The organism is Corynebacterium sp. A21, from assembly GCF_052266655.1.
Classification (GTDB): domain Bacteria; phylum Actinomycetota; class Actinomycetes; order Mycobacteriales; family Mycobacteriaceae; genus Corynebacterium.
This window is the reverse complement of the sequence record NZ_JBQPQY010000001.1, coordinates 375068-399074: the sequence shown is the minus strand read 5'-3', so window position 1 is coordinate 399074 and position 24007 is coordinate 375068. Positions and strand designations below refer to the sequence as shown.

Annotated in this window: 25 protein-coding genes and 1 pseudogene; 4 read left to right on the top strand and 22 right to left on the bottom strand. The window is 63.2% G+C overall.

Going from position 1 to position 24007, the window contains the following annotated elements; translation table 11 throughout:
* Window positions 1-84: 84 nt before the first annotated feature.
* The 7 genes from ACTU46_RS01815 to ACTU46_RS01785 all read right to left on the bottom strand — a co-directional run bounded on the left by ACTU46_RS01815 (window position 85) and on the right by ACTU46_RS01785 (window position 4254).
* Window positions 85-621, bottom strand: coding sequence for an NUDIX domain-containing protein (locus ACTU46_RS01815; RefSeq protein ID WP_443378368.1), 537 nt, complete (start codon window positions 619-621; stop codon window positions 85-87).
* Window positions 608-895 carry an acylphosphatase gene (locus tag ACTU46_RS01810; RefSeq protein WP_443378366.1) on the bottom strand — a complete coding sequence of 96 codons (288 nt, stop codon included), beginning with the start codon at window positions 893-895 and terminating at the stop codon, window positions 608-610. Before ACTU46_RS01810 ends, ACTU46_RS01815 begins: the two co-directional genes overlap by 14 nt.
* Window positions 888-1061, bottom strand: coding sequence for a hypothetical protein (locus tag ACTU46_RS01805; RefSeq protein ID WP_443378364.1), 174 nt, complete (start codon window positions 1059-1061; stop codon window positions 888-890). Before ACTU46_RS01805 ends, ACTU46_RS01810 begins: the two co-directional genes overlap by 8 nt.
* Before the next feature lie 116 nt (window positions 1062-1177).
* Complete coding sequence (gene mutM, locus ACTU46_RS01800) at window positions 1178-2038, bottom strand: bifunctional DNA-formamidopyrimidine glycosylase/DNA-(apurinic or apyrimidinic site) lyase (protein ID WP_443378362.1); 861 nt, start codon at window positions 2036-2038, stop codon at window positions 1178-1180.
* A complete protein-coding gene (rnc, locus tag ACTU46_RS01795) occupies window positions 2039-2782 on the bottom strand; it encodes a ribonuclease III (protein ID WP_443378360.1) in 744 nt (247 codons plus the stop codon).
* The gene (locus ACTU46_RS01790; RefSeq protein ID WP_443378358.1) at window positions 2779-3300 is read right to left on the bottom strand and encodes a YceD family protein; all 522 of its coding nucleotides are present in this window, start codon (window positions 3298-3300) and stop codon (window positions 2779-2781) included. Before ACTU46_RS01790 ends, rnc begins: the two co-directional genes overlap by 4 nt.
* Before the next feature lie 165 nt (window positions 3301-3465).
* Window positions 3466-4254: a DivIVA domain-containing protein gene (locus ACTU46_RS01785; protein WP_443378357.1), complete on the bottom strand. Its 789-nt coding sequence runs from the start codon at window positions 4252-4254 to the stop codon at window positions 3466-3468.
* Between the two features lie 287 nt (window positions 4255-4541).
* Between ACTU46_RS01785 and ACTU46_RS01780 the strand changes: the two genes are divergently transcribed.
* Window positions 4542-5129 (top strand): GNAT family N-acetyltransferase, encoded by a 588-nt coding sequence (locus ACTU46_RS01780; protein WP_443378355.1) that lies wholly within the window; start codon window positions 4542-4544, stop codon window positions 5127-5129.
* Between the two features lie 89 nt (window positions 5130-5218).
* On the opposite strand, the gene gdhA is transcribed toward ACTU46_RS01780, so the two are convergent.
* Window positions 5219-6562: an NADP-specific glutamate dehydrogenase gene (gene gdhA, locus ACTU46_RS01775; RefSeq protein WP_443378353.1), complete on the bottom strand. Its 1344-nt coding sequence runs from the start codon at window positions 6560-6562 to the stop codon at window positions 5219-5221.
* Between the two features lie 416 nt (window positions 6563-6978).
* Here gdhA and ACTU46_RS01770 point away from each other — a divergent pair, with 416 nt between their 5' ends.
* Window positions 6979-8115 carry a glycerate kinase gene (locus tag ACTU46_RS01770; protein WP_443379382.1) on the top strand — a complete coding sequence of 379 codons (1137 nt, stop codon included), beginning with the start codon at window positions 6979-6981 and terminating at the stop codon, window positions 8113-8115.
* On the opposite strand, the gene ACTU46_RS01765 is transcribed toward ACTU46_RS01770, so the two are convergent.
* Entirely contained in the window at window positions 8085-8483 is a 399-nt protein-coding gene (locus tag ACTU46_RS01765; RefSeq protein ID WP_443378351.1) for a hypothetical protein, read from the bottom strand. The genes ACTU46_RS01770 and ACTU46_RS01765 overlap by 31 nt on opposite strands.
* 30 nt (window positions 8484-8513) lie before the next feature.
* Here ACTU46_RS01765 and ACTU46_RS01760 point away from each other — a divergent pair, with 30 nt between their 5' ends.
* A complete protein-coding gene (locus tag ACTU46_RS01760; RefSeq protein ID WP_443378349.1) occupies window positions 8514-9839 on the top strand; it encodes a DUF4921 family protein in 1326 nt (441 codons plus the stop codon).
* Window positions 9840-9929: 90 nt separating this feature from the next.
* On the top strand, window positions 9930-11186 hold the full coding sequence (locus ACTU46_RS01755) for an amidohydrolase (RefSeq protein ID WP_443378347.1): 1257 nt from the start codon (window positions 9930-9932) through the stop codon (window positions 11184-11186).
* A gap of 70 nt (window positions 11187-11256) precedes the next feature.
* Here ACTU46_RS01755 and glgP read toward each other — a convergent pair whose 3' ends face one another.
* The 13 genes and pseudogenes from glgP to hisB form a co-directional block, all read right to left on the bottom strand.
* Window positions 11257-13803 carry an alpha-glucan family phosphorylase gene (glgP, locus tag ACTU46_RS01750; protein ID WP_443378345.1) on the bottom strand — a complete coding sequence of 849 codons (2547 nt, stop codon included), beginning with the start codon at window positions 13801-13803 and terminating at the stop codon, window positions 11257-11259.
* Between the two features lie 217 nt (window positions 13804-14020).
* Window positions 14021-15448 carry a pyruvate kinase gene (gene pyk / locus ACTU46_RS01745; RefSeq protein WP_443378343.1) on the bottom strand — a complete coding sequence of 476 codons (1428 nt, stop codon included), beginning with the start codon at window positions 15446-15448 and terminating at the stop codon, window positions 14021-14023.
* 356 nt (window positions 15449-15804) lie between these two features.
* A pseudogene (gene lgt / locus ACTU46_RS01740) lies at window positions 15805-16653 on the bottom strand (prolipoprotein diacylglyceryl transferase); the annotation flags it as partial.
* Window positions 16654-16696: 43 nt separating this feature from the next.
* A complete protein-coding gene (locus tag ACTU46_RS01735) occupies window positions 16697-17509 on the bottom strand; it encodes an indole-3-glycerol phosphate synthase TrpC (RefSeq protein WP_443378342.1) in 813 nt (270 codons plus the stop codon).
* 157 nt (window positions 17510-17666) lie between these two features.
* The gene (locus tag ACTU46_RS01730; RefSeq protein ID WP_443378340.1) at window positions 17667-18344 is read right to left on the bottom strand and encodes a TIGR02234 family membrane protein; all 678 of its coding nucleotides are present in this window, start codon (window positions 18342-18344) and stop codon (window positions 17667-17669) included.
* Window positions 18345-18382: 38 nt separating this feature from the next.
* Entirely contained in the window at window positions 18383-18742 is a 360-nt protein-coding gene (hisI, locus tag ACTU46_RS01725) for a phosphoribosyl-AMP cyclohydrolase (protein ID WP_443378338.1), read from the bottom strand.
* Window positions 18739-19515, bottom strand: coding sequence for an imidazole glycerol phosphate synthase subunit HisF (gene hisF, locus ACTU46_RS01720; protein WP_443378337.1), 777 nt, complete (start codon window positions 19513-19515; stop codon window positions 18739-18741). The genes hisI and hisF overlap by 4 nt, the downstream gene beginning before the upstream one ends.
* 54 nt (window positions 19516-19569) lie before the next feature.
* The gene (locus ACTU46_RS01715) at window positions 19570-20361 is read right to left on the bottom strand and encodes an inositol monophosphatase family protein (protein WP_443378335.1); all 792 of its coding nucleotides are present in this window, start codon (window positions 20359-20361) and stop codon (window positions 19570-19572) included.
* Between the two features lie 57 nt (window positions 20362-20418).
* Complete coding sequence (priA, locus tag ACTU46_RS01710; RefSeq protein WP_443378333.1) at window positions 20419-21156, bottom strand: bifunctional 1-(5-phosphoribosyl)-5-((5-phosphoribosylamino)methylideneamino)imidazole-4-carboxamide isomerase/phosphoribosylanthranilate isomerase PriA; 738 nt, start codon at window positions 21154-21156, stop codon at window positions 20419-20421.
* Window positions 21157-21188: 32 nt separating this feature from the next.
* On the bottom strand, window positions 21189-21824 hold the full coding sequence (gene hisH / locus ACTU46_RS01705; protein WP_443378331.1) for an imidazole glycerol phosphate synthase subunit HisH: 636 nt from the start codon (window positions 21822-21824) through the stop codon (window positions 21189-21191).
* Between the two features lie 88 nt (window positions 21825-21912).
* Complete coding sequence (locus ACTU46_RS01700; RefSeq protein WP_443378329.1) at window positions 21913-23175, bottom strand: MFS transporter; 1263 nt, start codon at window positions 23173-23175, stop codon at window positions 21913-21915.
* Complete coding sequence (locus tag ACTU46_RS01695) at window positions 23176-23385, bottom strand: hypothetical protein (protein WP_443378327.1); 210 nt, start codon at window positions 23383-23385, stop codon at window positions 23176-23178.
* Between the two features lie 3 nt (window positions 23386-23388).
* Window positions 23389-23991, bottom strand: coding sequence for an imidazoleglycerol-phosphate dehydratase HisB (hisB, locus tag ACTU46_RS01690; RefSeq protein WP_443378325.1), 603 nt, complete (start codon window positions 23989-23991; stop codon window positions 23389-23391).
* Window positions 23992-24007: the final 16 nt, after the last annotated feature.

Here is a 24007-nt window from a genome sequence, read left to right as displayed (position 1 = left end):
CAGACCGGCCCCGGGAGGCGGTCCAGGCAACGCTTATCGACGCCGCGGGGAGCCACTGTTATCGCGGCACCACCGTGGCAGGACTCAGTACTCCAACGACTCATCCAGCACCCGCAGCAACGGACCCCAGAGCTCACTGAGCCGGTCCGCCCAAGGCGGTGCCATCTGCCCGGACTCCAACCGGCCCTGCACCGCGCGGAGAGTCGACCACTCGGCGGCCATGACCTCGGCCGGATCCGGATCCACCTCCGCCGGAGCCGCCACCGCCGCAAAAGGAACGGCGTAGAAGTCGATCAGGGCGCTGTCCTCCACATAACGGCCGACCAGCACCATCGCCTCCGGAGACACCCGCAACCCGGTCTCCTCCCACAGTTCCCGGACCGCGCCTTCGACCCCGCTTTCCCCGGCCAACACACTACCCCCGGGAAACTCCCAGGTCAGTGGCATGTCCTTGTGGGCCGCACGCCGGGTCAACAGCACCTCACCCACTGGGCGGTACACACAGATCGTGGAGACCACATGGAATCCCCCAGCGGGCCAATCCGGAGCTCCACGCAGGTAGATGTCCCCGGTGGGCTGACCCGAGACATCCGTGATGTCCCAGTGTTCAACGTTTGACAAAGCCCGACTCTCCCTTCGGCGCCGCCCACCGGGTCACCACCGTGGTGACCTCGCCTGGGCGACGGTTCTCCCCCGGTTGGACCGCCAACCGTCGTAGTAGTTCGGCGACCGCATCGCGGGAACCTTCCGCGACGACGCAGACGCGGCCGTCGTCAAGGTTTTTCGCGGAACCCGCCAGTCCCAGTTCCAGCGCCTGCGAGCGGGTCCACCAGCGAAAGCCCACTCCTTGAACGTCCCCATGCACCCAGGCCGTCAATCGCGCCAGCTCACTCATCGCCCCATCGCTTCCCGGTCGCGGCGGGGTGTCCCCGACCCAACACGCGGTGGCGAACCGGATCCAGTCCAGTCTCTGGGCGGTGCCTTGTCACCAGCAGGGAGGGCGGAACCCGCCAGAGGTTATCGGCGACCTCCATCGTGGTGAAGATCCGGTGAGCTTCCATGGACGAGATGATACCCAGATCACACCCATTGTGGGAACGGAGGCACTCACGGTCACGGAAAGTGGTAGCACCGGAAACTCACAATCAAAGATCTACTGTCGCCGGTGACCGAGACATCACAGTATCTGGCACACCGGGCAGAAGTGGGTGGAACGGTTGGTCCACATCACCCGCCGGATCGGAGTGCCACAGCGTGGGCAGGGTTCACCCTCCTGGCCGTAGACGTTCAACGAGCGGGCGAAATAGCCGCTGGCCCCATTGACGTTGACATAGAGGGAATCAAAGCTGGTGCCACCGGCGGCCAGCGCCCGTTCCATCACCGCTCTTGACTCCTCAAGCAGGGAGACTACGTCCTGCTGACGCAGTGATGAGGCCCGCCGGGTGGGTTTGACGCCAGCCGCCCACAGTGACTCATCCGCGTAGATATTGCCGATCCCGGAGACTACCCGCTGATCCAGCAGTACCCGCTTGATCTCGGAGTTCTTCGTCCGGATCTTCCGGGCGGTGCCTGCCAGATCAAAGTCAGGCTCCAGCGGGTCCTTGGCCACATGCGCTGCCGGCTCTGGCACACCCTCAGGTGTGGTGTCGGTGTGCAACCAGCGTCCGAAGGTGCGCTGATCCACAAAGGACAGTTCCAGGTTCTCCCCGTTGGCCGCTCGAAGTTCAGCGCGGATCCGCAGGTGAGGGGAGGTGACCGTACCCGGCTGCCCCACCAACATCTGCCCGCTCATCCCGAGATGGACGAAGAGCGCGCTTTCGCTGTGCCCATCCGTGGAACCGTTCCCCAGATTGAGCCAGAGGTATTTGCCGCGTCGACCCACCTCCGTGACCACCGCCCCCTGGAGAAGCTCCGGCAGTGACCCCTCCTGGCCTCGGTTGGCACGGGGATGCAGGACCTCGGTGGTGGTGAATTCCGCCCCCAGAAGGTGCGCCGCCAGGCCACGACGGACCACCTCTACCTCGGGCAATTCAGGCACTTAGGAGATACTCCCCCGCAGCGCGCGATAAGCCACGTGAGCGGCCTCCTGCTCAGCGAGCTTCTTGTTCGGGCCCTGGCCGGTACCCAGGTCCTTCTCTCCGACGATGACCTTCGCGGTGAAGAGCCGCTCGTGATCGGGGCCGGTGGAGGAGGACTCGTATACCGCCATGGGAAACTTCCGCTCGGCGAGCCGTTCCTGCAGCATGGTCTTCCAGTCCTGGTGCATGCCGGTGGAGGAGGCGCTGTCGATCTTCTGCTTGAACAGGCGTAACACCGCATCCCGGGCGGTCTCGAAACCATATTGGATGTAGATCGCACCGAGAATCGCCTCGGTGGTGTCCGACAGGATGGATTCCTTGCTGCGGCCCTCGGTGACCAGTTCGCCCTTGCCCAGCAGAATGTGCTCACCCAGGTTGATTTCCCGGGCGATATCAGCCAGACCATAGCGGCTGACGATGGAGGCACGCATCTTGGAGATATCCGACTCCGGACGGGAGGGATACTGGAGATAAAGCTGGGTGGCCACCGAAAGACCCAGCACCGCGTCACCCAGGAATTCCAGGCGTTCGTTGTTGGGGAGGTGACCGTTCTCATTGGCGAAGGAACGGTGCGTCAGCGACAGCCGGAGCAGATCATCGCTGAGTTCGACGCCGATTCTTTCGAGCAACGGGGCATGATCGACCGCGGCATAGGCCGCATCGAGCGCATCGGCTCCGGTGGGACGATTCTTCTTCCGGCTCATTGGAACTTCTCCAGTCCCGCCCAGCGGGGATCCACGCCGACCTTGTCACCGGAGACACCGTCTGGGGCGGGTACCTCGGCATCGTCTGGGCAACCTCCCTGGCACACCGGGTTGAAGGGAAGCGAGAGTCCGGCCTTATCGATCACGGGCTGGAGCAAGTCGATGATATCGCGGTCGACGCGTGGCAGCTCGTCAACCTCATCTTCATCACCCACATCCCCGGTGATGAAGTCATCGCTATCTGAAAAAACGGCGCTCACGTGGAGTCGGTGCTCCGGAGTGAGCGTCCGGAGGCATCGGGAGCACTCACCGTGCAGGGTGGCGCTGATATCGGCATCGACCAGGAATCCGCCACCCAGCGAGGTGAGGCTGGCATCGACGGTCACCTCCCCGCCTTCGGGGATGGCGATCATCTCGGGCCCGATGCGCGTCGGGCTGGGACCGGTCTGCGTGCGCTGCACCGGCATGCCACCCGCACGAGGGAGGGCGGCCACATTGAATTTAAAAGGTGAAGTCATGACCATTGGGAGCCTACTCTTCCAGTGCCGGAGAGCTGCCATCGCTGCATTTCACGCAGCAATCCCGCCTCCGACAACGGCGAAACTCCCCGGGGAATCTCCCGGGGGTTGTTAATACTTAAAACTAGCCCGCCCACCCCGGTTGAAGCACACCAGGGCACCTGGCTAGGCCTCGCGCTGGCGCTGTGAACGGTAACCCGGCTCCCGGGAGTAGCTGCGCGGCTCGCGCTCGCGCTCCCGAACCGGAGCCACCTCGGGGCTGACACCGCCGACACCCGCACCGCGGCGCAGTGCCTGACGGTCACGGGTGACCGTCCGCAGCAGGGTGGACATGGTCTCCTCAAACTCGCCGAGCTTGGTGTCCACGAAGTCATCGCACTCCTGGCGAAGTCGCTTCGAATCCGAGTGAGCGGCATCCACCACGCGATGTGCCTCCTCGTTGGAGCGGCGCACCACCTCGGACTCATCGACCAGGCGCTGCTGTTCCGCCAGCCCCTCCTCCACGCTGCGCTCATAGGAGTCATTGCCCTCAGCCACCAGACGCTCAGCATCCGCCTGCGCCCGGGAGACGGTGCTCTCGGCTTCCTGGCGAGCATCGACGATGGTGCGATCGGCATCGTCCTCAGCCTGGGCCACCAGGGTGGTGGCTCGATGCTGTGCCTCGTTGACCATGGCATCGGCATGTTCCTCAGCCTGGGCGACCAGCCCATTGGCGTGGGTTTCCGCCTCGGTGACGATCTCCCCGGCGCGTTCCTCCGCACCACGGAGCAGTTCATCCTGGCGGTCCAGCACGTCCTGGGCATCATCGATCTCCACCGGCAGGGCGTTGCGGAGATCATCGAGCAGCGCCAGCACATCATTGCGCGGAACCATGCAGTTGGAGGTCATGGGGACCCCGTAGGCCTGCTCAACGGTCTGGACCAGTTCATCAAGTGCCTCGAATACGCGATACATGCCTTGAATACTACTTCGCGACCTGCAGCTTTGCAGTAGCAGCAGGTCACGGACATATGACCGTAGTGGTTGAGCTTGGCCGCAGGAGCCAGACCTCGACGGATCCAGGAAGTCGCGGGGATATCCGGGGAGCTTTTCGACGCCCCCTTGATCACCCGCCCGGGGAATCGGTCAAGGAGATCCTGGCCAGGACCGGCGGATCCCGACCTCAGCCAGAGGTACCGGAGCCGCCAGCTCCGGCCAAGAGCTGCTGTCGCAGCCCAAAACGTCCTGATATTCTCAGGAGAATGAACTTTCTGGAGGTGCCGGTGCTGGAGAATCAGTTCGTTCGGCTAGAACCGCTGGCTCCCTCACATCACGCAGACCTGGTAGCTGCGGTGGCGGTCGGTGAACTATGGCGGACCTGGTACACCCACATTCCCTCACCCGAGGGAATGTCCGAGACGATAACTCAGCGGCTCGCCCGCCACGCTGCGGGGGACATGGTGCCTTGGGCGGTGATCAACCCGGACACCGGACAGGCAGCGGGAATGACGGCCTACCTGAACATCGACCCGGCGAACCGCCGGCTGGAGATCGGTTCCACCTGGCTCGGCCGGGATTTCCAGGGCACCAGGCTCAATTCGGCCGCCAAACTCCTATTACTCGGCAGGGCCTTTGAGGAGTTAAATTGCGGCGCGGTTGAGTTCCGCACCCACTGGCACAACCGACAGTCCCGGTCCGCAATCGAGAAACTCGGGGCGAAGCAGGACGGCGTGCTGCGCAACCACACGATCTTTGAAAATGGCACCGTGCGGGACACAGTGGTGTATTCGATCATCGACGGCGAGTGGGCCACCGTGAAGTTCGCCCTCTTGGATCGTCTTCGCCGCTGAATCAGCCCCAGCCCCCGTCAACGCGAAACGTCCGCCGCACCCAGCGGGTGTGACGGACGTCGAAAAGCGTGGGGTCCTACGCAGGGAGCCTAGATGACACCTTGCGCCAGCATGGCGTCAGCGACCTTCTTGAAGCCGGCGATGTTGGCGCCGATGACGTAGTCATTCTCGTGACCATACTCGCGCGCGGTCTTGTCGATGGACTTGAAGATCTTGGACATGATCTGCTGCAGGCGCGCATCCGTGTACTCGAAGGTCCAGGAGTCGCGGGAAGCGTTCTGCTGCATCTCCAGGGCGGAGGTGGCCACGCCGCCGGCATTGGCGGCCTTGCCCGGAGCGAAGAAGATGCCACGCTCGCGGAAGAGTTCGATGGCCTCAGCGGTGGAGGGCATGTTGGCGCCCTCAGCGACGAAGCGGACACCATTGTCAGCCAGGGTGGCGGCGTGCTCGCCGTTGAGCTCGTTCTGGGTCGCGCAAGGCAGTGCGACATCCGCCGACAGGGACCAGATGGTGCCCTCGGAGTGGAAGGTCGCGCCCTCCACCTCAGCGGCGTAGGCGGAGACCCGCTCACGACGCTTTTCCTTGATCTCGCGCAGCTTCTCCACGTTCACACCGTTCGGGGTGTGCACCCAGCCAGAGGAATCGGAGAAACCGACAACGATGGCTCCGAGCTCCTGAGCCTTCTGGATGGCGTAGACGGCGACATTGCCGGAGCCGGAAACGATGACCTTCTGGCCCTCGAGGTCCTCACCGTGCACCTTCATCATCTCGTTGGTCAGGTAGACACAGCCATAACCGGTGGCCTCGGTGCGGACCAGGGAACCGCCCCAGGCCAGACCCTTGCCGGTGAGGACACCGGACTCGTGCTGGTTGGCCAGACGACGGTACTGACCGAAGAGGTAGCCGATCTCCCGGCCGCCGACGCCGATGTCACCGGCGGGAACGTCGCGGTACTCACCGATATGGCGGTGCAACTCAGTCATGAAGGACTGGCAAAAACGCATGATCTCGCCATCGGTGCGGCCCTTGGGATCGAAGTCCGAGCCACCCTTGCCGCCGCCGATCGGCAGGCCGGTCAGGGAATTCTTGAAGATCTGCTCGAAACCCAGGAACTTGATGATGCCCAGGTTGACCGAGGGGTGGAAGCGCAAGCCCCCCTTGTAGGGGCCCAGTGCGGAGTTGAACTGCACCCGGAAACCACGGTTGACATGGACGTTACCCTTGTCATCTACCCACGGCACCCGGAAGATGAGCTGGCGTTCCGGCTCGCAGAGACGCTGGATCAGGCCGTAATCGGCATAGTGGGGATCCTTGGCCAGCACAATCTTGAGGGAATCGAGCACCTCAGATACAGCCTGGTGGAACTCCGGCTCGCCAGCGTTGCGCTTGAGAAGCAGATTGTAGTAGTTGGAGACCTGCTCATCTACATTCATGTGTCGCCTCTTCCCATCTCGGCCCCGCCACAGCGGCAGCTCGGTAGTCCTGAATTTTCCAACCTTGTCCGCAGGCGGCGCATACCTTCAACCTGCCCCGGACACGGCAACATCCCCGAAGGGGAGGTTTCTAACGTTTAACAGTTTTATTTAATTGCCCCGGATACGCAAGCCGATCGAGTGTAATTTGAAACACTCTATAGAAATCTACCTGACTGCACATCAGTAAATGTCGCCCGATTGTGCCATCATGTTCTACCCCTGCCCCCGAGCTGCGTCGACATGCGGGCGGTCAGTCCGAAATCGCACCCCGGTGATGGCCTCCCTCACCCGGAGCAGGTCCGCCCGCCGGATAGACTGTGGAACCGTCCCCCTCACCCCCACCTTGGAAAGGCCAGCGAGCTACCGCGATGAGCATCGATTCCTCCCCCACCACCCCGGCCACGCGATCGCTCCGGATCCTGATCGCCCCGGATTCCTTCAAGGGCACCGCCACTGCAACGCAGGCTGCGGAGTACCTCGCTGAAGGGGTCCATTCAGAGGATCCGGAAGCCGAGATCACTCTCGCTCCGATGGCCGATGGCGGCGAGGGCACCGCCGATACCTTCGACGGTCAGCGCATCACCCTGCCGACCGTCGACGCCGCCGGTCGGCTCACTGAAGCCACCTATGTCTTCGACCGGGAATCCCGGACCGCCTATATCGATGTCGCCGCCGCCTCCGGCCTCCCCGCCGTCTTAAACAATCCGGTGCCACTGAGCGGTGACACCTACGGCACCGGCGTGCTCATCGCCGATGCGGAAACCCGCGGTGCCCAGCGCATAGTGCTCTGCCTCGGCGGCTCCGCCACCACCGATGGCGGCACCGGGATCCTGGCGGCACTGGGTGCGGAGCCGCTCGATGCAGCTGGCTTTTCCCTACCCAAGGGAGGGGCGTCGCTGGTCGATCTGGCCACCATCGACACCGCCCAGCTCAACATCAAGGCTGCCGCCCTGGATTTTGTCCTGCTCACCGATGTCATCTCCCCGGCCACCGGCGAGCTGGGTGCGGCGCACGTCTACGGCCCGCAGAAGGGTGCTGATTCGGAGCAGGTGAAGCTTCTCGACGCCGCGATCAGCCGCCTCTGTGAGGTCACCGAGGTCAACCCGGAGATCCCGGGCACCGGTGCCGCCGGCGCCCTACCGGTGGGACTGCTGTGGCTGTCCACCCTGCTGCACGGCAGCAGCGACCACATCCACCTCATCCCGGGTGCCCCGCTGATCGCCCGCAGCCGGGGCCTCGAAGAACTCATCCCCGACTCCGACCTGGTGATCACCGGTGAAGGTGCCCTGGATGAACAATCCTTCCGCGGCAAGGTGGTGGGCACCATCGCTGGCCTGGCAGAAGGAACCGCCGCTACCTTGGCGGTCGCGGCGGGAAAAGTGAACTCTGCAGCCCCCGCGGGGGTACTCATCGCTGAACTGATCGACTCCCCCGATGTCGCAGTTCAGCTCCGTGAGGCAGGTGCTCGACTGCTACGGGACTACCGCAGGATCTCCACCGTCCAGGGGTAGGTCGCCGGTACCTCCCAGTCAGTCTCCCGCTCAAGCCGAACCGGATCGGCCGGGAGATCATTCTGCGGGGTGAGGAAACGTGACAGGGCCATAGTCAGCTGATTCACCGAACCCTTGAGTCCCTCAATCGAGACGGCATAACGGTGCACGGTGGAATCTGGCAGGTCACGGCCATCGTGCTCATCGCGGTAGGTCTGGCGAAGCTGCTGCTCCACCTCATCATGCACCCGCGGAGAATGATCGTGGACCACCGACCCATTCGCCAGCTTTTCGGCTTCAATGAGGCTCTCCACGGCGCCGGCGAATTTATCGCGCAGAGACTCGGCATCGGAGTGCGGGACGAGGACATCAAACTGAATAACAGGCATGCTACGAGTTTAGCCAATAATCTGTGCTTCATGAGCCTTCCGAGTCACTCCCCGCTTCCCCCGCTGAGCATCATGGCAGACAGCACGATCAAGCAGGTCAACCCCTTCAGCGGGACGCAGGTGTGGACGGTACCCGGGCGTGGCAATCGTCCACTGTCTGCTCCCGTTGTGCAAGCCCACGCCTTGCGTGCAGAGGACCACATCTCCACCTGCGTCTTCTGCGAATCCACTCCCCTGGCCAGCCCGCCGGAAAAGGCCCGGATGGTTCGCACCGACACCAGTTGGGACATCAAACGTGGGCTGCTACCCGGGGAATTCTCCGAAAATCCGGCGCAGTTCCGCCGCGTCCCCAACCTCTTCGAGATCGTCTCCTATGAGTACTGGGTCCTGAATTTCGGCTACACCATGGATGCGGAGACTGCCCGCCGCCAGCAGGTCTACCTGGCAGATGAGGCCGGCCGCCGCCATCTCACCGAGATCGTGCAGACCTGGCTGAAAGCCTCCGGCCAGGATCCGGAACGCTCGGAAGCAGAACTCATGGAGCTGGGAAACCGTTACTTCGGTGGCGGCCACGATGTCATCATCAGTCGCCGCCATTACACCGAGGATGCGAAGGACTCCTCTCAGTTAGCCTCCTCCGGCACCTTGAGTACCAAGGAACACCGTGCCTTCATCGCGTTCACCGTTGATGCCATGGCCGAGCTCTACAAACATAATCGCTACGCCCGCTACGTGGTCGCATTCCAGAACTGGCTTCGCCCGGCTGGTGCTTCCTTCGACCATCTACACAAGCAGCTGGTGGCCATCGATGAGCACGGCCCCCAGACCGAGCAGGAGATTCTCCGGCTGCGCACCAACCCAAACCTCTACAACGAATGGGGTGTGGACTACGCAAACCGCCATAATCTACTCATCGCCGCAAATGAACACGCCATCTGCATCGTCGGTATCGGACACCGATACCCCACCCTGGAGATCTACTCCCGCTCCACCACCTGCGAGCCTTGGCTGCAGACCGCAGCAGAGGTCAATGGCCTGAGCGATCTGCTGCACGCCGCCCATGCCGCCACCGGCCCGGAGGTGCCCTGCAATGAGGAATGGCACCACCGTCCGCCGGGGCTGGACCTCCCCATGCCCTGGCGGATCAACCTCAAGTGGCGGATATCCACTCTCGCCGGTTTCGAGGGCAGCACCGGTATCTACGTCAACACCCTCTCCCCCGCCAATATCCGCAACCGGATGGTCAGGGCGATGACGCAGTTGCGGGCCGAAGAACAGATCCCGGCGGACATTCACATTGGCGCGGAATGTGAGATCCCCCCGAACTCCCTGAAGTACCATCCGCTGGTGTGGTGATCTCTCAGCGCATCGAGCTCGGACGTGCCTTGTGATGTTGATCGCATCCGCTATATTGGCAGCAATCAACCATAGAGGAGAAGGTACCCGATGAGCGAGATTGCTCACCTGCTGCGCCACCACCAGACTGATCTGTCCTGGCAGCGTGAATTCTATGAGGATCTACACGAACACCCGGAACTTTCCGGGCATGAACAGGAGACCTCCCTGCGGATTCTCAAGGAGCTCAAGCGCTTCAACTGCGAGATCATCTCACCAATCGGTGGTTTCGGTGTGGTTGCGATCTTCCGCAACGGCGATGGACCCACCGCCCTCATGCGGGCCGACTTCGATGCCCTGCCTATCAGGGAGGAAACCGGTATCCCCTTCGCTTCTACCCGGGTGCGCCCCGGCGCAGACGGAAACATGGTCGGGGTGATGCACGCCTGCGGACATGACATGCACACCACCTCACTGATGGGTACCTGCGCCATCCTGGACACCCACCGTGAGGCCTGGCAGGGCACTTTCATCGCACTCTTCCAGCCTTCAGAGGAAAACGCCCAGGGAGCCAACGCCATGGTCGCCGACGGTCTGGTGAACAAGGTACCTCGCCCAGATGTCTGCCTGGGCCAGCACATCATGCCCGGCCGTGCTGGTGAGGTGCAGACGATGCCCGGTGCCCAGTTCGCCGCCTGTGACTCGATCCGGATCAAGCTCCACGGCCGTAGCGCCCATGGTTCCATGCCGCACAAGTCCATTGATCCGACGCTAATGGCCGCGATGATCGTGGTTCGGTTGCAGGCCATTGTCGCCCGTGAAGTCAGCCCGGATGATTTCGCCGTGATCTCGGTGGGCAGTCTGCGCTCGGGCAACACCAACAACATCATCCCGGATACTGCGGAACTCGTGCTCAATTGCCGTTTCTATGACAATAATCTCAAGCGTCGGGTCTATGCCGCGATCAAGCGGGTGGTCTTCGCGGAGGCCACCGCTTCGGGAGCGCCACGGGATCCCGAGATGGAATTCTTCGCACATGGCCCACTGATCGATAATGATCCCGAGGTCTTCCACACTGTGAGGCCCCACTTTGACCGGGTCTTTGGCGCCGAATCCGTCGATGCCCGCCGCACCACGGTGTCGGAAGACTTCTCCAATCTGGCGCGTGCCTTCGGTGTCCCCTATCTGTTCTGGGTGGTGGGCTGCACCCCGCAGGATCTATGGGATAAGGCGGTGGCCGAGAACCGGGTGGAGCAGGATGTACCGGTCAACCACATGAATAACTTCCTGCCGGAGTACGGACCGACCGTGGACGCCGCTACCAAGGCTGGGACGGCCGCGGTCCTGAGCTACCTGGGACGCAGCTGAAGCTCGAAGAAAAGCCGCGGTGCCCCTCAGTAAGGAGGAACACCGCGGTTTTTTCTTCGGACAGGCTTGATTAGCCAGCGTAGTTGGTGATCAGACCCAGCTCAGCGGGGCTGACCAGCAGCGGGTGCTGCGGGACCACGCGAGCGGTGTAGCTGAAGGCACCGGGGATGTCGATGGTGACGGCTGCCGAGTAGGCTTCCTCATCCTCGACCAGATCGATGATCTGACGGTTGCCCTCGGCATCGGCGATCACGGCCTGAACCTTGACATCGGTGTCGCTAAGCTCGCCGAGCTTGGCGTCGACGGTGATGATCATCTGCTCACCGGCATCTGCTTCGGCAGCTTCGGTGTGCAGGGTGCCATTACAGCGCAGGTTGCTCAGGGAGATGCCGTGCCAGGACTGACGTGCCTTGTTGATCCAGGCGACGAAGTCCGCAGCCAGATCCTCGGAAGCATGGATCTTCGCAGAGCCCAGGATGGTGGGACGGTAGTACTCGGTGACGTAGTCACGCACCATGCGGGTGGAGGTGACCTTCGGGGAAATCTCGCTCAGGGAGCGGCGGACCCACTCGAGCCAGTGATGCGGGATACCATCTTCGTCGCGGTCGTAGAACATCGGCGCCACGGCGTTCTCGAGGAGATCGTAGAGGGCGTGTGCTTCGAGGGTATCGCGGTGGTTCGGGTCGACATCTTCCACGGTCGGGATGGTCCAGCCGTGGTGCACCTGCGGCATTTCATCCCACCAGCCATCAGAGATGGACAGGGTCATGCCACCGTTCATCACGGCCTTCATACCCGAGGTGCCGGAGGCCTCCTGCGGGCGGATCGGGTTATTCAGCCAGACATCGGTGCCGGAGACCAGGTAGCTAGCCAGGTTCAGATCATAGTCCGGCAGGAAGAGGAAGCGCTCACGCAGACCGGCCTGGTCAGCGAAGTGGACGATCTCCTGCATCAGCTTCTTGCCGCCCATGTCATTGGGGTGGGCCTTGCCGGCGATGACGAACTGCACCGGACGCTCCGGGTTGAGCAGGATCGAGCGCAGGCGCTCCGGGTCGCGCAGCATCAGGGTGAGGCGCTTGTAGGTGGACACGCGGCGGGCGAAACCGACGGTGAGGATGTCGCGGTCGAGCACGCGGCGGGTCCAGCCCAGCTCAGCCTCGGAATGTCCACGCTTGAGCCAGGATTCGTGGGTGGCTTCACGGGCCACGTCCACCAGGTCATCACGGAGCTTGTTGCGCACCTCCCACAGTTCGGCATCGGTGACGGCGTCGGCGTTTTCCCAGGTGTCGCTGCCGGCGAGATCGATGCGACCAGCCATCCGGTTGATGACCTGCGCCATCTCGGGCTTGGTCCAGGTCGGCAGGTGGACACCATTGGTCACCGAACCGATCGGCACCTCCTCCGGCTCATAGCCGGGGTACAGGCCGGAGAACATGTTGCGGGAGACCTCGCCGTGCAGCTTGGCCACACCGTTGGCACGCTGTGCGGAACGCAGGCCCATGTGCGCCATGTTGAACACCGAGGGGTCCGACTCGCGGCCCAGCTCGAGGGCACGGTCGATCGGGACGTTCGGGACCAGGCGATCGTTGACATAGCGGCGGATCAGGTTGCTGTCGAAACGGTCGATTCCGGCTGGGACCGGGGTGTGGGTGGTGAAGATATTGGAGGCACGCACCTGGGCCAGGGCGGCGTCGAAGTCCTGTCCTTCATCCATGCGCTCCCGGATACGCTCCAGGCTCAGGAAGCCAGCGTGGCCCTCGTTGAGGTGGGCGACGTTGGGTCGCGGCAGACCGGCGTTATCGCAGTAGGCGTTGATCGCACGGACACCACCGACACCCAGGACCAGCTCCTGCTTGATGCGGTGTTCGTTGTCACCACCGTAGAGCCGGTCGGTGACCGACTTCAGGTCAGCGGCGTTGGCATCGATGTTCGTGTCCAGCAGCAACAGTGAGACGCGACCGACCGCAGCCTCCCACAGCGCGATGACGATCTCACGTCCCTCGGGGAAGGCGACGGTGACGGTGATCTGCTGACCCTGATCATCGAGCACCGGGGAGACCGGGAGTTCAGCCGGATCGTGGTAGTTGTAGGTTTCTTCCTGCCAGCCATCGCCGGTCAGGGACTGGGTGAAGTATCCGTGGGTGTAGAGCAGCCCGACACCGATCAGCGGCAAGCCCAGGTCAGAAGCAGACTTCAGGTGGTCACCGGCAAGCACGCCCAGGCCGCCGGAGTAGATCGGCAGGGAGGGGTGGACACCGAATTCCATGGAGAAGTAGGCCACGGCCGGGTCGGTGGGACCCAGGTCGCCTTCGCCCTTGAGGGTCTTCTGGTACCAGAGACCGGTGCTGAGGTATTCCTCGAGCTCCGCGATCTCCTTCTCGATCCGGGTACGGAAGTCCGCGTCCTCAGCAAGCTCGTAGAGACGGGAGGCCGGTACGGTCGCGAGCAACTTCAGCGGGGTTTCCTCTGCGGCCTCCCACCGGACGGGATCGATGTCCCGGAATATCTCTTGGGTCTCACGGCGCCAGGACCAGCGAAGATTCATGGCGAGACGCTCAAGACCAGCGAGTTTCGCAGGCAAATTGGTACGGACGTTGACAGTTCCAGAATAATTCACCCCCTGAGGTTAAACTGCCAGCGGAGGTTCCGCTACCGATATCGCACCCGCTAGCCCCGTAGGGTGGCGCACCCTACTGCCAGGCACAAAGCGAACACATTAGGACTGTCTTATAGACGGGAAAACCCGCCGTAACCAGGAGAATTATTCTCCTGCTCACGACGGGGTTCCGTACATGGCAGCCTGATGGAAGAATCAGCCAGGTAGGCCTCGGCGATTAAGGCTTGACCACGCTCACGTCCTCACCGAGCAGGTGCACGTGAATCATGTTGGTGTTGCCAGCAACTCCGGGCGGGGTACCTGCGACGACGACCATCATGTCGTCGACCTCGTACTTATCCATCGCCAGCAGCGCCCGGTCCACCTCCTGCATCATGCCGTCAGTGTCCTGGACCTGCGGGCAGAGGAAGGTCTCGGCACCCCAGGTCAGCGAAAGCTGGGAACGAACAGCCTGATCCGGTGTGAACACCAGCAGCGGCAGCTGCGAGTGCAGGCGGGCGACACGACGTGCGGTGTCACCGGAGGTGGTGAAGGCCACCAGTGCCTTGGCGTTCAGACGCTCGGCGATATCACGTGCCGAGTAGGAGATCACACCACGCTTGGTGCGCGGGATGTGATTCAGTGAGGGCACGCGGCCATCGGTCTCCGCGTACTTGACGATCCGGGACATGGTGCGGACGACGTTGCCCGGATCCTTGCCCACGGAGGTCTCGCCGGAGAGCATCACGGCGTCGGCACCGTCGAGGACGGCGTTGGCGACGTCGGAAGCCTCGGCGCGGGTCGGGCGCGAGTTCTCGATCATGGAGTCGAGCATCTGGGTGGCCACGATGACCGGCTTGGCGTTTTCACGGGCGATCTGGATCGCACGCTTCTGCACCAGCGGCACCTGCTCCAACGGAACCTCGACACCGAGGTCACCACGGGCGACCATGATGGCGTCGAAAGCCAGGACGATGGACTCGAGTGCGTCGACGGCCTCCGGCTTCTCCAACTTCGCGATCACCGGGACACGGCGCCCCTCCTCGTCCATGATCTCGCGGACGAGCTCGACATCGGCCGGGGAACGCACGAAGGACAGTGCGATGAAGTCCACACCGAGGCTCAGCGCGAAGCGCAGGTCCCGCTTGTCCTTCTCCGACAAGGCCGGCACGGAGATATCCATGCCCGGCAGGGAAACACCCTTGTTGTTGGAGACCGGGCCACCCTCGGTGACCTCGCAGACGACGTCATTGCCGTCGACCTCGATGCAGACCAGGCCGACCTTGCCGTCATCAATGAGCAGCCGGTCGCCCGGCTTCGCATCGCGGGCCAGGTTCTTGTAGGTGGTGGACACCCGGTCATGGGTGCCGTCAATCTCATCGACGGTGATACGGACGGTCTCGCCGTTTTCCCAAACGGTGGCACCCTCCTTGAAACGGCCGAGACGGATCTTCGGACCCTGCAGGTCAGCGAGGATACCCACTGCCTTACCGGTCTCATCGGAGGCTTCGCGGACCCAGTGATAGTTCTGCTCGTGATCAGCGTGATCGCCGTGCGAGAAGTTCAGCCGGGCGACGTTCATGCCGTCATTTACCAGGCCGAGGATGCCGTCCTTGCTGGCAACAGCAGGGCCGAGAGTACATACGATCTTCGTTCTTCTATCCACGATCTCCAACCTAATCCTTCAGTCGTGTTTGTCGGGCCCACGTTTCCGCCCGGATGGTCAACTTGTGCCCGACCGGGTGGATTTACTCGTCTATCCGGCTCTCACAGTGTTAGAACGGGCACGTGGTTTCCAAACTACCCTTGTTTTGTCTCGATATCTTTATGACCGTTTCCGGCAGTCGGACCAATCTTAGACCCCGACCTTAATGATCACATCTTTTCCGGAGGGGATTCCGGTGGGACCCCGCCCCCGGCAGTCCCTTCAGACCCGGTGGGTCCGTTGATCCCCTCAACTCCTCCGACGCCCACCGCAACCTCGCCATCCATTGCCTTGCGACGGCTGGGCTTGATGCGGGAAACCTCTTCCGGGCTCTCCCGCCCCTTCGTCAGCAGCAGGAAGACGATCACCGCTCCGAGGAAGACCACCACCGAGACGATGGTGTTCACCCGCAGCCCGAAGATCAGCGTCGCGGCGTCGGCACGCATCAGTTCGATCCAGAAACGGCCCAAGGTGTAGCCGGCGACATAGAGCGCGAAGAGTCGGCCATGTCCGATCTTGAAGCGACGGTCGGCCCAGATCAGGAGCAGGAAGATCAGCACATTCCACAGCAGCTCATAGAGAAAGGTCGGATGAACGGTACTCAGCACCTCGCCCGTGGAAGTACCGTTGAGCGGGTCATATTCACCATTGGCATCCACCCGGTAGTAAATCTCCAGGGCCCAGGGCACATCGGTTTCCCGGCCGTAGATCTCCTGGTTGAACCAGTTACCCAACCGGCCAATCGCCTGGGCCAGGATGATGCCCGGGGCCACTGCATCAGCGAAGGGACCCAGTTTCAGACCCTTATACCGGAACAGCGCCCACACCGCCAGGCCACCGAGGGCCACAGCGCCCCAGATGCCCAGACCACCAGCGGTGATATTGAAGGCACTCATCGGGTTACAGCCATCACAGAAGTACTTGTCGTAGTCGGTGATCACGTGATAGAGCCGGCCGCCGATGATACCGGCGGGAATGGCCACGATCGCGGCATCCCAGACGACCTCACCATCCCCACCGCGGGCGATATAGCGGCGCTGGGTCAGCCAGAGCGCAACCAGCATGCCGAGGATGATGCAGAGCGCATAGGCGCGAAGTGGAATAGGCCCGAGGTGCCAGACACCTTGGGGCGGGGATGGGATATTTGCGAGATAGTCGACGTGCACCCCCACAGTCTGCCCGATGCTTAACGACGCCGCGAGCGCGGGGTCAGCGGGAAGGACAGGAGGGATGCTGCCCGGCGGCGACCAGGGTGCGGGTCAGGCTACCCGGGGTGTCAGAGGTCATCAGGCGCTCCCCGATGATGACCGCATCCGCCCCGGCGGCCGCATAGGAGAGCAACTCGCCGGGGGAACTCACCCCAGACATGGCCACCCGGATGGTCTCCGGGGGTAGCAGCGGCACGATCTCGGCGAAGGCCGCCCGGTTCAGTTCCTGGCCGCTGAGCCGGCGGGCGTTGATCCCCACCAGCCGGGCCCCGAGGTCGACAGCCACCTCAGCCTGCGCCGGGGTGCGGACCTCCAGCATGGCGAGCATACCGAGGGATTCAATCCGGTCGAAGAGGGATTCCATCCGGTGCCGGTCCAATAGCCCCACCTGCAGTGGGACCACATCAGCACCGTGATAGCGGGCCTCATGGATCTGATAGGGGTCGACGATGATGTCGCGGCAGATGATCGGAACTTCCACCGCACCCCGGGCCGCAGACATATCCGCCAGTGAACCCTGGTAATAATGCCGGTCGGTGTGGCAGGCGATCAATGCCGCGCCTCCCTTCTCGAACTCCCGGGCCAGGTCCGGGATGGAGGCCACCTCGGCGATCGGGCCTCTGCCCGGCATCGCCCGCTTGATCTCGGCGATCACGCCACAACCCCGGGCCAGCAACGCCGACCTGGCGTCCCGGGCCGGATCGACACTCCGGGACAGAGCTTTGATATCGGTGAAAGGTACCACGGCCTCACGGGCCGCCACATCTGCGGAAACCCCAGCCAAAAGCCGCTCCACATGCGCCGACGCGTCCATGATCTCCCTGCTTCCGCTCCTTGGTCCAATGGTGACTCAGGCCACCAGGGGCTTAACAATCAAGGCTAGCTAATACACCTGGGCACAAAGAAATCGGGGTTATCGGAAGGTGGTACCTCCTGATAACCCCGCTCGACCGGTTCCGCTGGCCCCGCCGCTATTTCCGGTCGTCGGTCTCCCCCGGTAACTCATCGGTGGGGTCGATGTCGGCGTCGAGGGCGTCCCACATCACCCGGCCGGAATCCGGGGCGCTCTTGAGATCATCGACGATCCGTGCCTCACGATTGCGCTTGCGCTCATACTTGTTGAGCTGTGCGGAGTCCTGCCCGGGCTTCGCCGCCAGCATGACACCGCCGAACAGTGCCAGTGCACAGCCGGTCATCGCCAACACCGGCCCCATGGTGATGAGCTGGATATCCAGCAGCTGCGCCCACTCCGAGAGCGCCACCGGATCACTGGCCCGCTGGCTGGACTGCGCGGAGGTCAGGATCAGGCGGGCGCGTTCGGGATCCGGCTCCCCCGCCAGGAGATTCAGCGGGGCCCAGCTGGCACCGATCGCCGCCAGCGCACCCACCACACCGACGATCCGGCGGCCAATGCGGCGCAGTGCCAACCCAGCGACGCACCCGGCAATCAGTAGCAGGGCCACGGCGGTGGCCTCGGTGGACCAGGTGGCACCGACGATCTGCTGGCTGACCGCCCCCGACTTATCGTCATAGGCTTCAACGGTGATCCAGTTCATCCGGGATGCAGCCCACAGGACGAGGGCGCCGAGGCCGAGCAACAGTGCCGCGATCCGGGAGTTCCGGCGGTCAGGGGCAGTTGTCGTGCTCACAGAGGGTTCCTTCCGGGGGATTGATGTTTAAGATCCGGTCAGAGTAGCTGATCGGCATCGAAGCAGGTGCGTTCGCCGGTGTGGCAGGCGCCGCCGACCTGGTTGACCTTGAGCAGGATGGTGTCGCCATCGCAGTCCAGGCGGACCTCAGTGACTTCCTGGGTATGTCCGGAGGTCAGTCCCTTGATCCAGTACTCATCGCGGGAACGGGAGTAGTAGGTGCCACGCCGACTGGCCAGGGTATAGGCCAGGGCGTGGTCATCCATCCAGGCCATCATGAGTACTTCTCCGGTCTCTGCGGCCTGCACCACCGCCGGAACGAGCCCGGCATCATTGGGCTTGAGTCGGGCAGCGATATCCGGGGCCAGCTCATACTCAGCCGGGTTGTCCGCGCTCACCAGCGAACCTCGTATCCCGCGTCAGCGATGGCCTGCTTGACCTCGCTGATGGAGACCTCACCGAAGTGGAAGATGCTGGCGGCGAGCACGGCATCGGCACCGGCGGCCACGGCAGGCGGGAAGTGCTCGGCCTTTCCGGCACCACCGGAGGCGATCACCGGGACGGACACCACTGCCCGGACCTTCTTCAGCAGCTCAATATCGAAGCCGGCCTTGGTGCCGTCACCGTCCATGGAATTGAGCAGGATCTCACCGACGCCGAGTTCCTCGCCGCGGCGGGCCCACTCGATGGCGTCGAGACCCGCGGAGCGGGTGCCGCCGTGGGTGGTTACCTCAAACCCGGAGGGCTGCGGGGTGCCGCCTTCGGGGACACGGCGGGCGTCGACACTGAGCACGATGCACTGGGCGCCAAACCGGTGGGACAGTTCGGTGAGCAGCTCGGGACGGGCGATGGCGGAGCTGTTGACCGAGACTTTATCGGCCCCGGCGCGCAGCAGCTGGTCCACGTCCGCCTCGCTACGGACGCCACCACCGACGGTCAGCGGGATGAATACCTGCTCGGCAGTGCGACGCACCACCTCCAGCATGGTGCCCCGCCCCTGTTTGGAGGCGCTGACGTCAAGGAAGGTCAACTCATCGGCGCCTTCCTCGTTGTAGCGCTTGGCCAGCTCCACCGGATCACCGGCATCGCGGAGGTTCTCGAAGTTGACGCCTTTGACCACCCGGCCATTGTCGACATCGAGACACGGGATCACGCGGACTGCGACTGCCATGAGGTGCCGCTCCCCTTTCCACTGAATTCTATTCGCCTGTTCACCAGGGTTTCACTACTGGTTCAGGATCTTGTTCATCGTACCCATGATGGCGGTGTGAGCTTCCGCATTGCCCGCGATCACGCCCGCCGAAGCGGTTGTCCAGGGTTCTCCCGCGACTCCGGTGACCACTCCCCCGGCCGCCCGGATCAGCAGGACACCGGCGGCATTGTCCCAGACATTCGGGGACAACGACACCGCACCGCCAAAAATTCCCTGGGCGGTGAAGGCCAGGTCCACGCCCACGGAACCGGTGATGCGGGGACGCAGGTAGGTTTCCGCCAGCTCCGCCAGCAGGCCCTGACGGACCAGGGTAGGAAAGCGGGAGTTCAGGGGTGAGGCCACCGAGGAAAAGCCGATCTGGGCGACCAGCTTATCCGGGTCCCGGAGCGGTGCCAGGGCACGCCCGTTGAGGTAGAGCGGCGATGAGCGATGTGCGCTGAGTCGCCGACCCAGCATCGGAATGGAGGTGACGGCCACCACTGGTTGCCCATCCTCGAGCAGACTGACGAGGATGGCACAGAGGGGATTTCCCGCAGCGTAGTTGGCGGTGCCGTCGATCGGGTCGACTATCCATACCCGGGAGCAGTTGATCTCGCCCCCGGATTCCTCTCCGAAGACCGGGATTCCGGTGCGGGCGAACAACACTTCCCGCAGGTGCTGCTCGATTTCGAGATCAACCTCGGTGGCGAAATCCCCGGTGTCCTTGAACTCGTGGGGGTCCGCGCCGAGGCCATGAATGAATCTGCGTTCCGCCTCAGAGACGGCCGCCTCGGCGATGCGCAGCAGCTGACCGGGATCAATCACCTCGGATACCCCCTCCTCATACGGACATGACCGGGATCTGGTCACCCGATGGATCAGTTAGAGCGCGGCAACCGCTGAGAGGGCTTCACGGAGGGTGAAACGCTTCTCATAGAGTGCTTTGCCGATGATGGCAGAGTCGATGCCCTCGTCCTGGTATTTGGCCAGCTCCAGCACATCTTCGAGCGTGGAGATGCCACCGGAGGCGACGATCTTGGCGTCGGTGGCGGCGGCGACCTCGCGCAGCAGCTCAACGTTCGGGCCGCTCAGGGTACCGTCCTTGGAGACGTCAGTGACCACGAAACGGGTGCAGCCCTGGGAATCCAGGCGTTCGAGGACCTCCCAGAGGTCCCCCCCATCGGAGACCCAGCCGTTGCCGCGGGTACGCCACTCCCCGTCGATGTTGCGTACCGCAATATCCACGGCAATCTTGTCTCCGTGGGAAGCGAGCACCTGGCCGATCCACTCGGGGTTCTCCAGTGCTGCGGTGCCGATGTTGACCCGGGAGGCGCCGGTGGCCAGCGCGCGCTCCAGGGAGGCATCATCGCGGATACCACCGGTCAGCTCGACCTTAATGTCGAGCTGGGCGACGATCTCCGTCATCATCTCAAGGTTGGAGCCGCGGTTGAAGGCAGCGTCCAGGTCGACGAAGTGCAGCCACTCCGCCCCCTGTTCCTGCCAGTTCAGGGCAGCCTCAATCGGGGATCCATAGGACTTTTCGGTACCGGCTTCGCCTTGGTCGAGACGAACCGCTTGGCCGTCGACAACATCAACGGCGGGAAGAAGTGTGAAGCTCATGGTTAACCAGTGTAGCGCCTGCGCCGCGGAGGTTAGAGCGAATCCACCCAGTTACGTAGCAATTGCGCCCCGGCATCACCAGATTTCTCCGGGTGGAACTGGGTCGCCCAGAGCGGCCCGTTCTCCACCGCAGCCACAAAACGGTCGGAATCCTGGGCCGCCCAGAGCACCTGCGGCGGGGTGGTCAGGTCATCGCCGAGGAACTCCCAGTTACGTACGCCATAGGAGTGCACGAAATAGAATCGCGCGGCCTCGTCAATGCCCTCGAACATCTTCGAGCCAGCGGTGTTTTCAATAGTGTTCCAGCCCATGTGCGGCAGCACCTTCGTCTGGAGCTTCTCGACGGTCCCGGGCCACTCACCGCAGCCGGCGGTGGTGATGCCGTGCTCGACGCCGGTTTCGAAGAGCACCTGCATACCCACACAGATACCCAGGACCGGGCGCCCCCCGGCCAACCGCTCCCCGATCAGGCGCGGGCCGTTCACCTTCTTCAGCCCTTCCATGCAGGCTGCGTAGGCGCCGACGCCGGGCACGAGCAAACCGTCGGCGGCCAGCACCTCCCGGGGATCATTGGTGACGATGACCCGGGCACCGACCCGTTCTACGGCACGCTGGGCCGAACGTAGGTTTCCGGATCCATAGTCGAGCAACGCGACGGTCTTAGTCATGAACGGAAGTTTATTCCACCCTCCCGGTTTCGCTGTTATCGGGTTGCTTACCTCTCTCCTGCACCGCCATCCTGGCGGGTGTCGTTGGCTAACGCAGCCGCGCCTGGGTAGTGCCGCGGTCAGGATGGCGGTATTTTCCGACGAGGCGGTCAGCCACCGTCAACACGACGCCCACTAGGGCGATAGCCGCCCCAACCCCGAAAGCGCCCTGGTAGGCCAGCTGGGCGGCCACAGCACCGAGGACGAAGGAACCCAGACCGGTGCCGGCGTCATAGGAGATATTCCAGATCGCGGAGGCCTCGGAGACTTTGGAACGTGGTAGCCGCAGGAACATGGTCAGCAGTGCCTCATTCTGGACCATGCCGAAACCACCGCCGAACATGATGGCGGCAAGCACCAGCCACCAGACCGAACCACCGGTGTAGAGGGTCAGGGCCATCAGCGCTACGCCGGAGAAGGCGATGATCTGCGCCGGGATCATGGTGGTGCCTGGGGCACCACGACGGTCTGCGATCGTGCCGGAGAGATAGCGGAAGATCATCGCCGAGCCACCGGCGATGGAGAGCATCACACCACCGATAATCGCACCGGTGACCGGATCAAGCTCGCGGACAGCAGCCGGGAGGAAAGAGGAGACCGCACCAAAACTCATGGACAGGCAGATCATTGCCAGTGCCGGAACGGTGACCAGTTTCCAGGTCGCAACCTGGGCATCGGCGGTGTCCCCGCTCACCCGGACCACCTGGGGTGTGGCCTTGAGCCGGGGGATGCGCAGGCACATCAGGGCCGCGACCAAGGCCACCACGGTAGCCACCACATAGGCCAGGTCGAAGCTGAAGGTTCGGCCGATGGCCAGTCCCATCGGCAGGAAGATCATCTGGGACAGCCCGATGAACACGCCCAGCATGCCGGAGCCCTTGCCCAGGAATCTCATCGGAACCAGTTCCGCCACCAGAGCGGACTGGGCGACGGTGATCGCGCCGAAGCCGATGCCGCGCAGCGCCGAGAAGAAGAGGACATTGAAGGTGTCCAGTCCCAGGAGGTAGCCGAGGGTGGGGGCACCAAGCATGAAGGCGGCGAAGACCATCACCGGGTTATATCCGAATTTACGCAGCGAGGCCGGTGTCAGGATCTGGGTGGCAACGGTGGCCGCCATGAAAATGCCGGTGGCGGATCCAGCGAGGAGGTCGGACCCGCCGTTGTCGATCACAGCCAGCGGGATCACCGGCAGCAGCATGGACCAGCTGCCGAAGGCCGCGGCCACCGCGACGAGAGTGGCGATGAAGCCTGGGCTCTTCCAGATACTGTCGAGTTTCTCGATCTCGTCTCTCTTAAGAGCCCGGGTCACCACTTAAGTCATTGCTCCAATCAACCATATGACCGCACCCACACCGGATACGGCCGCCAGGACCGCCATGATGACGGTCAGAAATTTATTGCCGGTCTGGTACGCCGAATAGGTGCCTCCCACCAGGAGGCCGGCGACCAGAACCAGCAGGTAGATCAGCCAGTTATTACTTTCGGCCGCCTGTTCCTGAGCAACTGTAGCAATTGACTCCATTAGTTACAGTGCGCCCTTGGTGGAAGGAACTCCGGAGACCCGGGGATCGAGCTCGACGGCGGCGCGCAGGGCCCGGGCCACGGCCTTGTATTCGGCTTCGGTGATGTGGTGCGGGTCGCGGCCGTGGTGGCAGATCACATGCAGGGTGATGCGTGAGTTCAGGGCCAGCGTCTCGAAGAAGTGCTCGTTGATCACGGTGGCGTAGTGACCCCCGATCACCGCAGAGATCATCTGATCGGGCTCGCCCTTGATCACGAAATAGGGGCGGCCGGAGATATCAACCACGGCTTCCACCAGGGTCTCATCCATCGGCAACTGTTGGGACCCGAAACGGCGGATGCCCTTCTTGTCCCCCACTGCCTCGAGAAGCGCCTGGCCCATGACGATGGCGGTGTCTTCGACGGTGTGGTGCGCATCGATCTCGATGTCGCCCTTGGCATGCACCTTCAGGTCGAAGCTGCCGTGCACACCGAAGGCGGTGAGCATGTGGTCGAAGAAGGGCAGACCGGTGTCGATGTCGACGTTGCCGGTGCCGTCGAGGTTGATTTCGACGGAAATGTCGGACTCGCTGGTGGTGCGGGTGGCACGGCCAATACGCTGGGTCACTGGTTTGAACTCCTGG

What these genes read in the sequence shown, in the direction of transcription:
- ACTU46_RS01760 (WP_443378349.1), top strand. Translation starts at nt 8,514, where the DNA reads ATGAGCCTTCCGAGTCACTCCCCGCTTCCCCCGCTGAGCATCATGGCA.
- ACTU46_RS01755 (WP_443378347.1), top strand. Translation starts at nt 9,930, where the DNA reads ATGAGCGAGATTGCTCACCTGCTGCGCCACCACCAGACTGATCTGTCC.
- rnc (WP_443378360.1), bottom strand. Translation starts at nt 2,782, where the DNA reads ATGAGCCGGAAGAAGAATCGTCCCACCGGAGCCGATGCGCTCGATGCG.
- priA (WP_443378333.1), bottom strand. Translation starts at nt 21,156, where the DNA reads ATGAGCTTCACACTTCTTCCCGCCGTTGATGTTGTCGACGGCCAAGCG.
- ACTU46_RS01780 (WP_443378355.1), top strand. Translation starts at nt 4,542, where the DNA reads ATGAACTTTCTGGAGGTGCCGGTGCTGGAGAATCAGTTCGTTCGGCTA.
- gdhA (WP_443378353.1), bottom strand. Translation starts at nt 6,562, where the DNA reads ATGAATGTAGATGAGCAGGTCTCCAACTACTACAATCTGCTTCTCAAG.
- ACTU46_RS01785 (WP_443378357.1), bottom strand. Translation starts at nt 4,254, where the DNA reads ATGTATCGCGTATTCGAGGCACTTGATGAACTGGTCCAGACCGTTGAG.
- ACTU46_RS01810 (WP_443378366.1), bottom strand. Translation starts at nt 895, where the DNA reads ATGAGTGAGCTGGCGCGATTGACGGCCTGGGTGCATGGGGACGTTCAA.
- ACTU46_RS01765 (WP_443378351.1), bottom strand. Translation starts at nt 8,483, where the DNA reads ATGCCTGTTATTCAGTTTGATGTCCTCGTCCCGCACTCCGATGCCGAG.
- ACTU46_RS01695 (WP_443378327.1), bottom strand. Translation starts at nt 23,385, where the DNA reads ATGGAGTCAATTGCTACAGTTGCTCAGGAACAGGCGGCCGAAAGTAAT.
- hisH (WP_443378331.1), bottom strand. Translation starts at nt 21,824, where the DNA reads ATGACTAAGACCGTCGCGTTGCTCGACTATGGATCCGGAAACCTACGT.
- ACTU46_RS01805 (WP_443378364.1), bottom strand. Translation starts at nt 1,061, where the DNA reads ATGGAAGCTCACCGGATCTTCACCACGATGGAGGTCGCCGATAACCTC.
- hisF (WP_443378337.1), bottom strand. Translation starts at nt 19,515, where the DNA reads ATGGCAGTCGCAGTCCGCGTGATCCCGTGTCTCGATGTCGACAATGGC.
- ACTU46_RS01790 (WP_443378358.1), bottom strand. Translation starts at nt 3,300, where the DNA reads ATGACTTCACCTTTTAAATTCAATGTGGCCGCCCTCCCTCGTGCGGGT.
- ACTU46_RS01735 (WP_443378342.1), bottom strand. Translation starts at nt 17,509, where the DNA reads ATGGACGCGTCGGCGCATGTGGAGCGGCTTTTGGCTGGGGTTTCCGCA.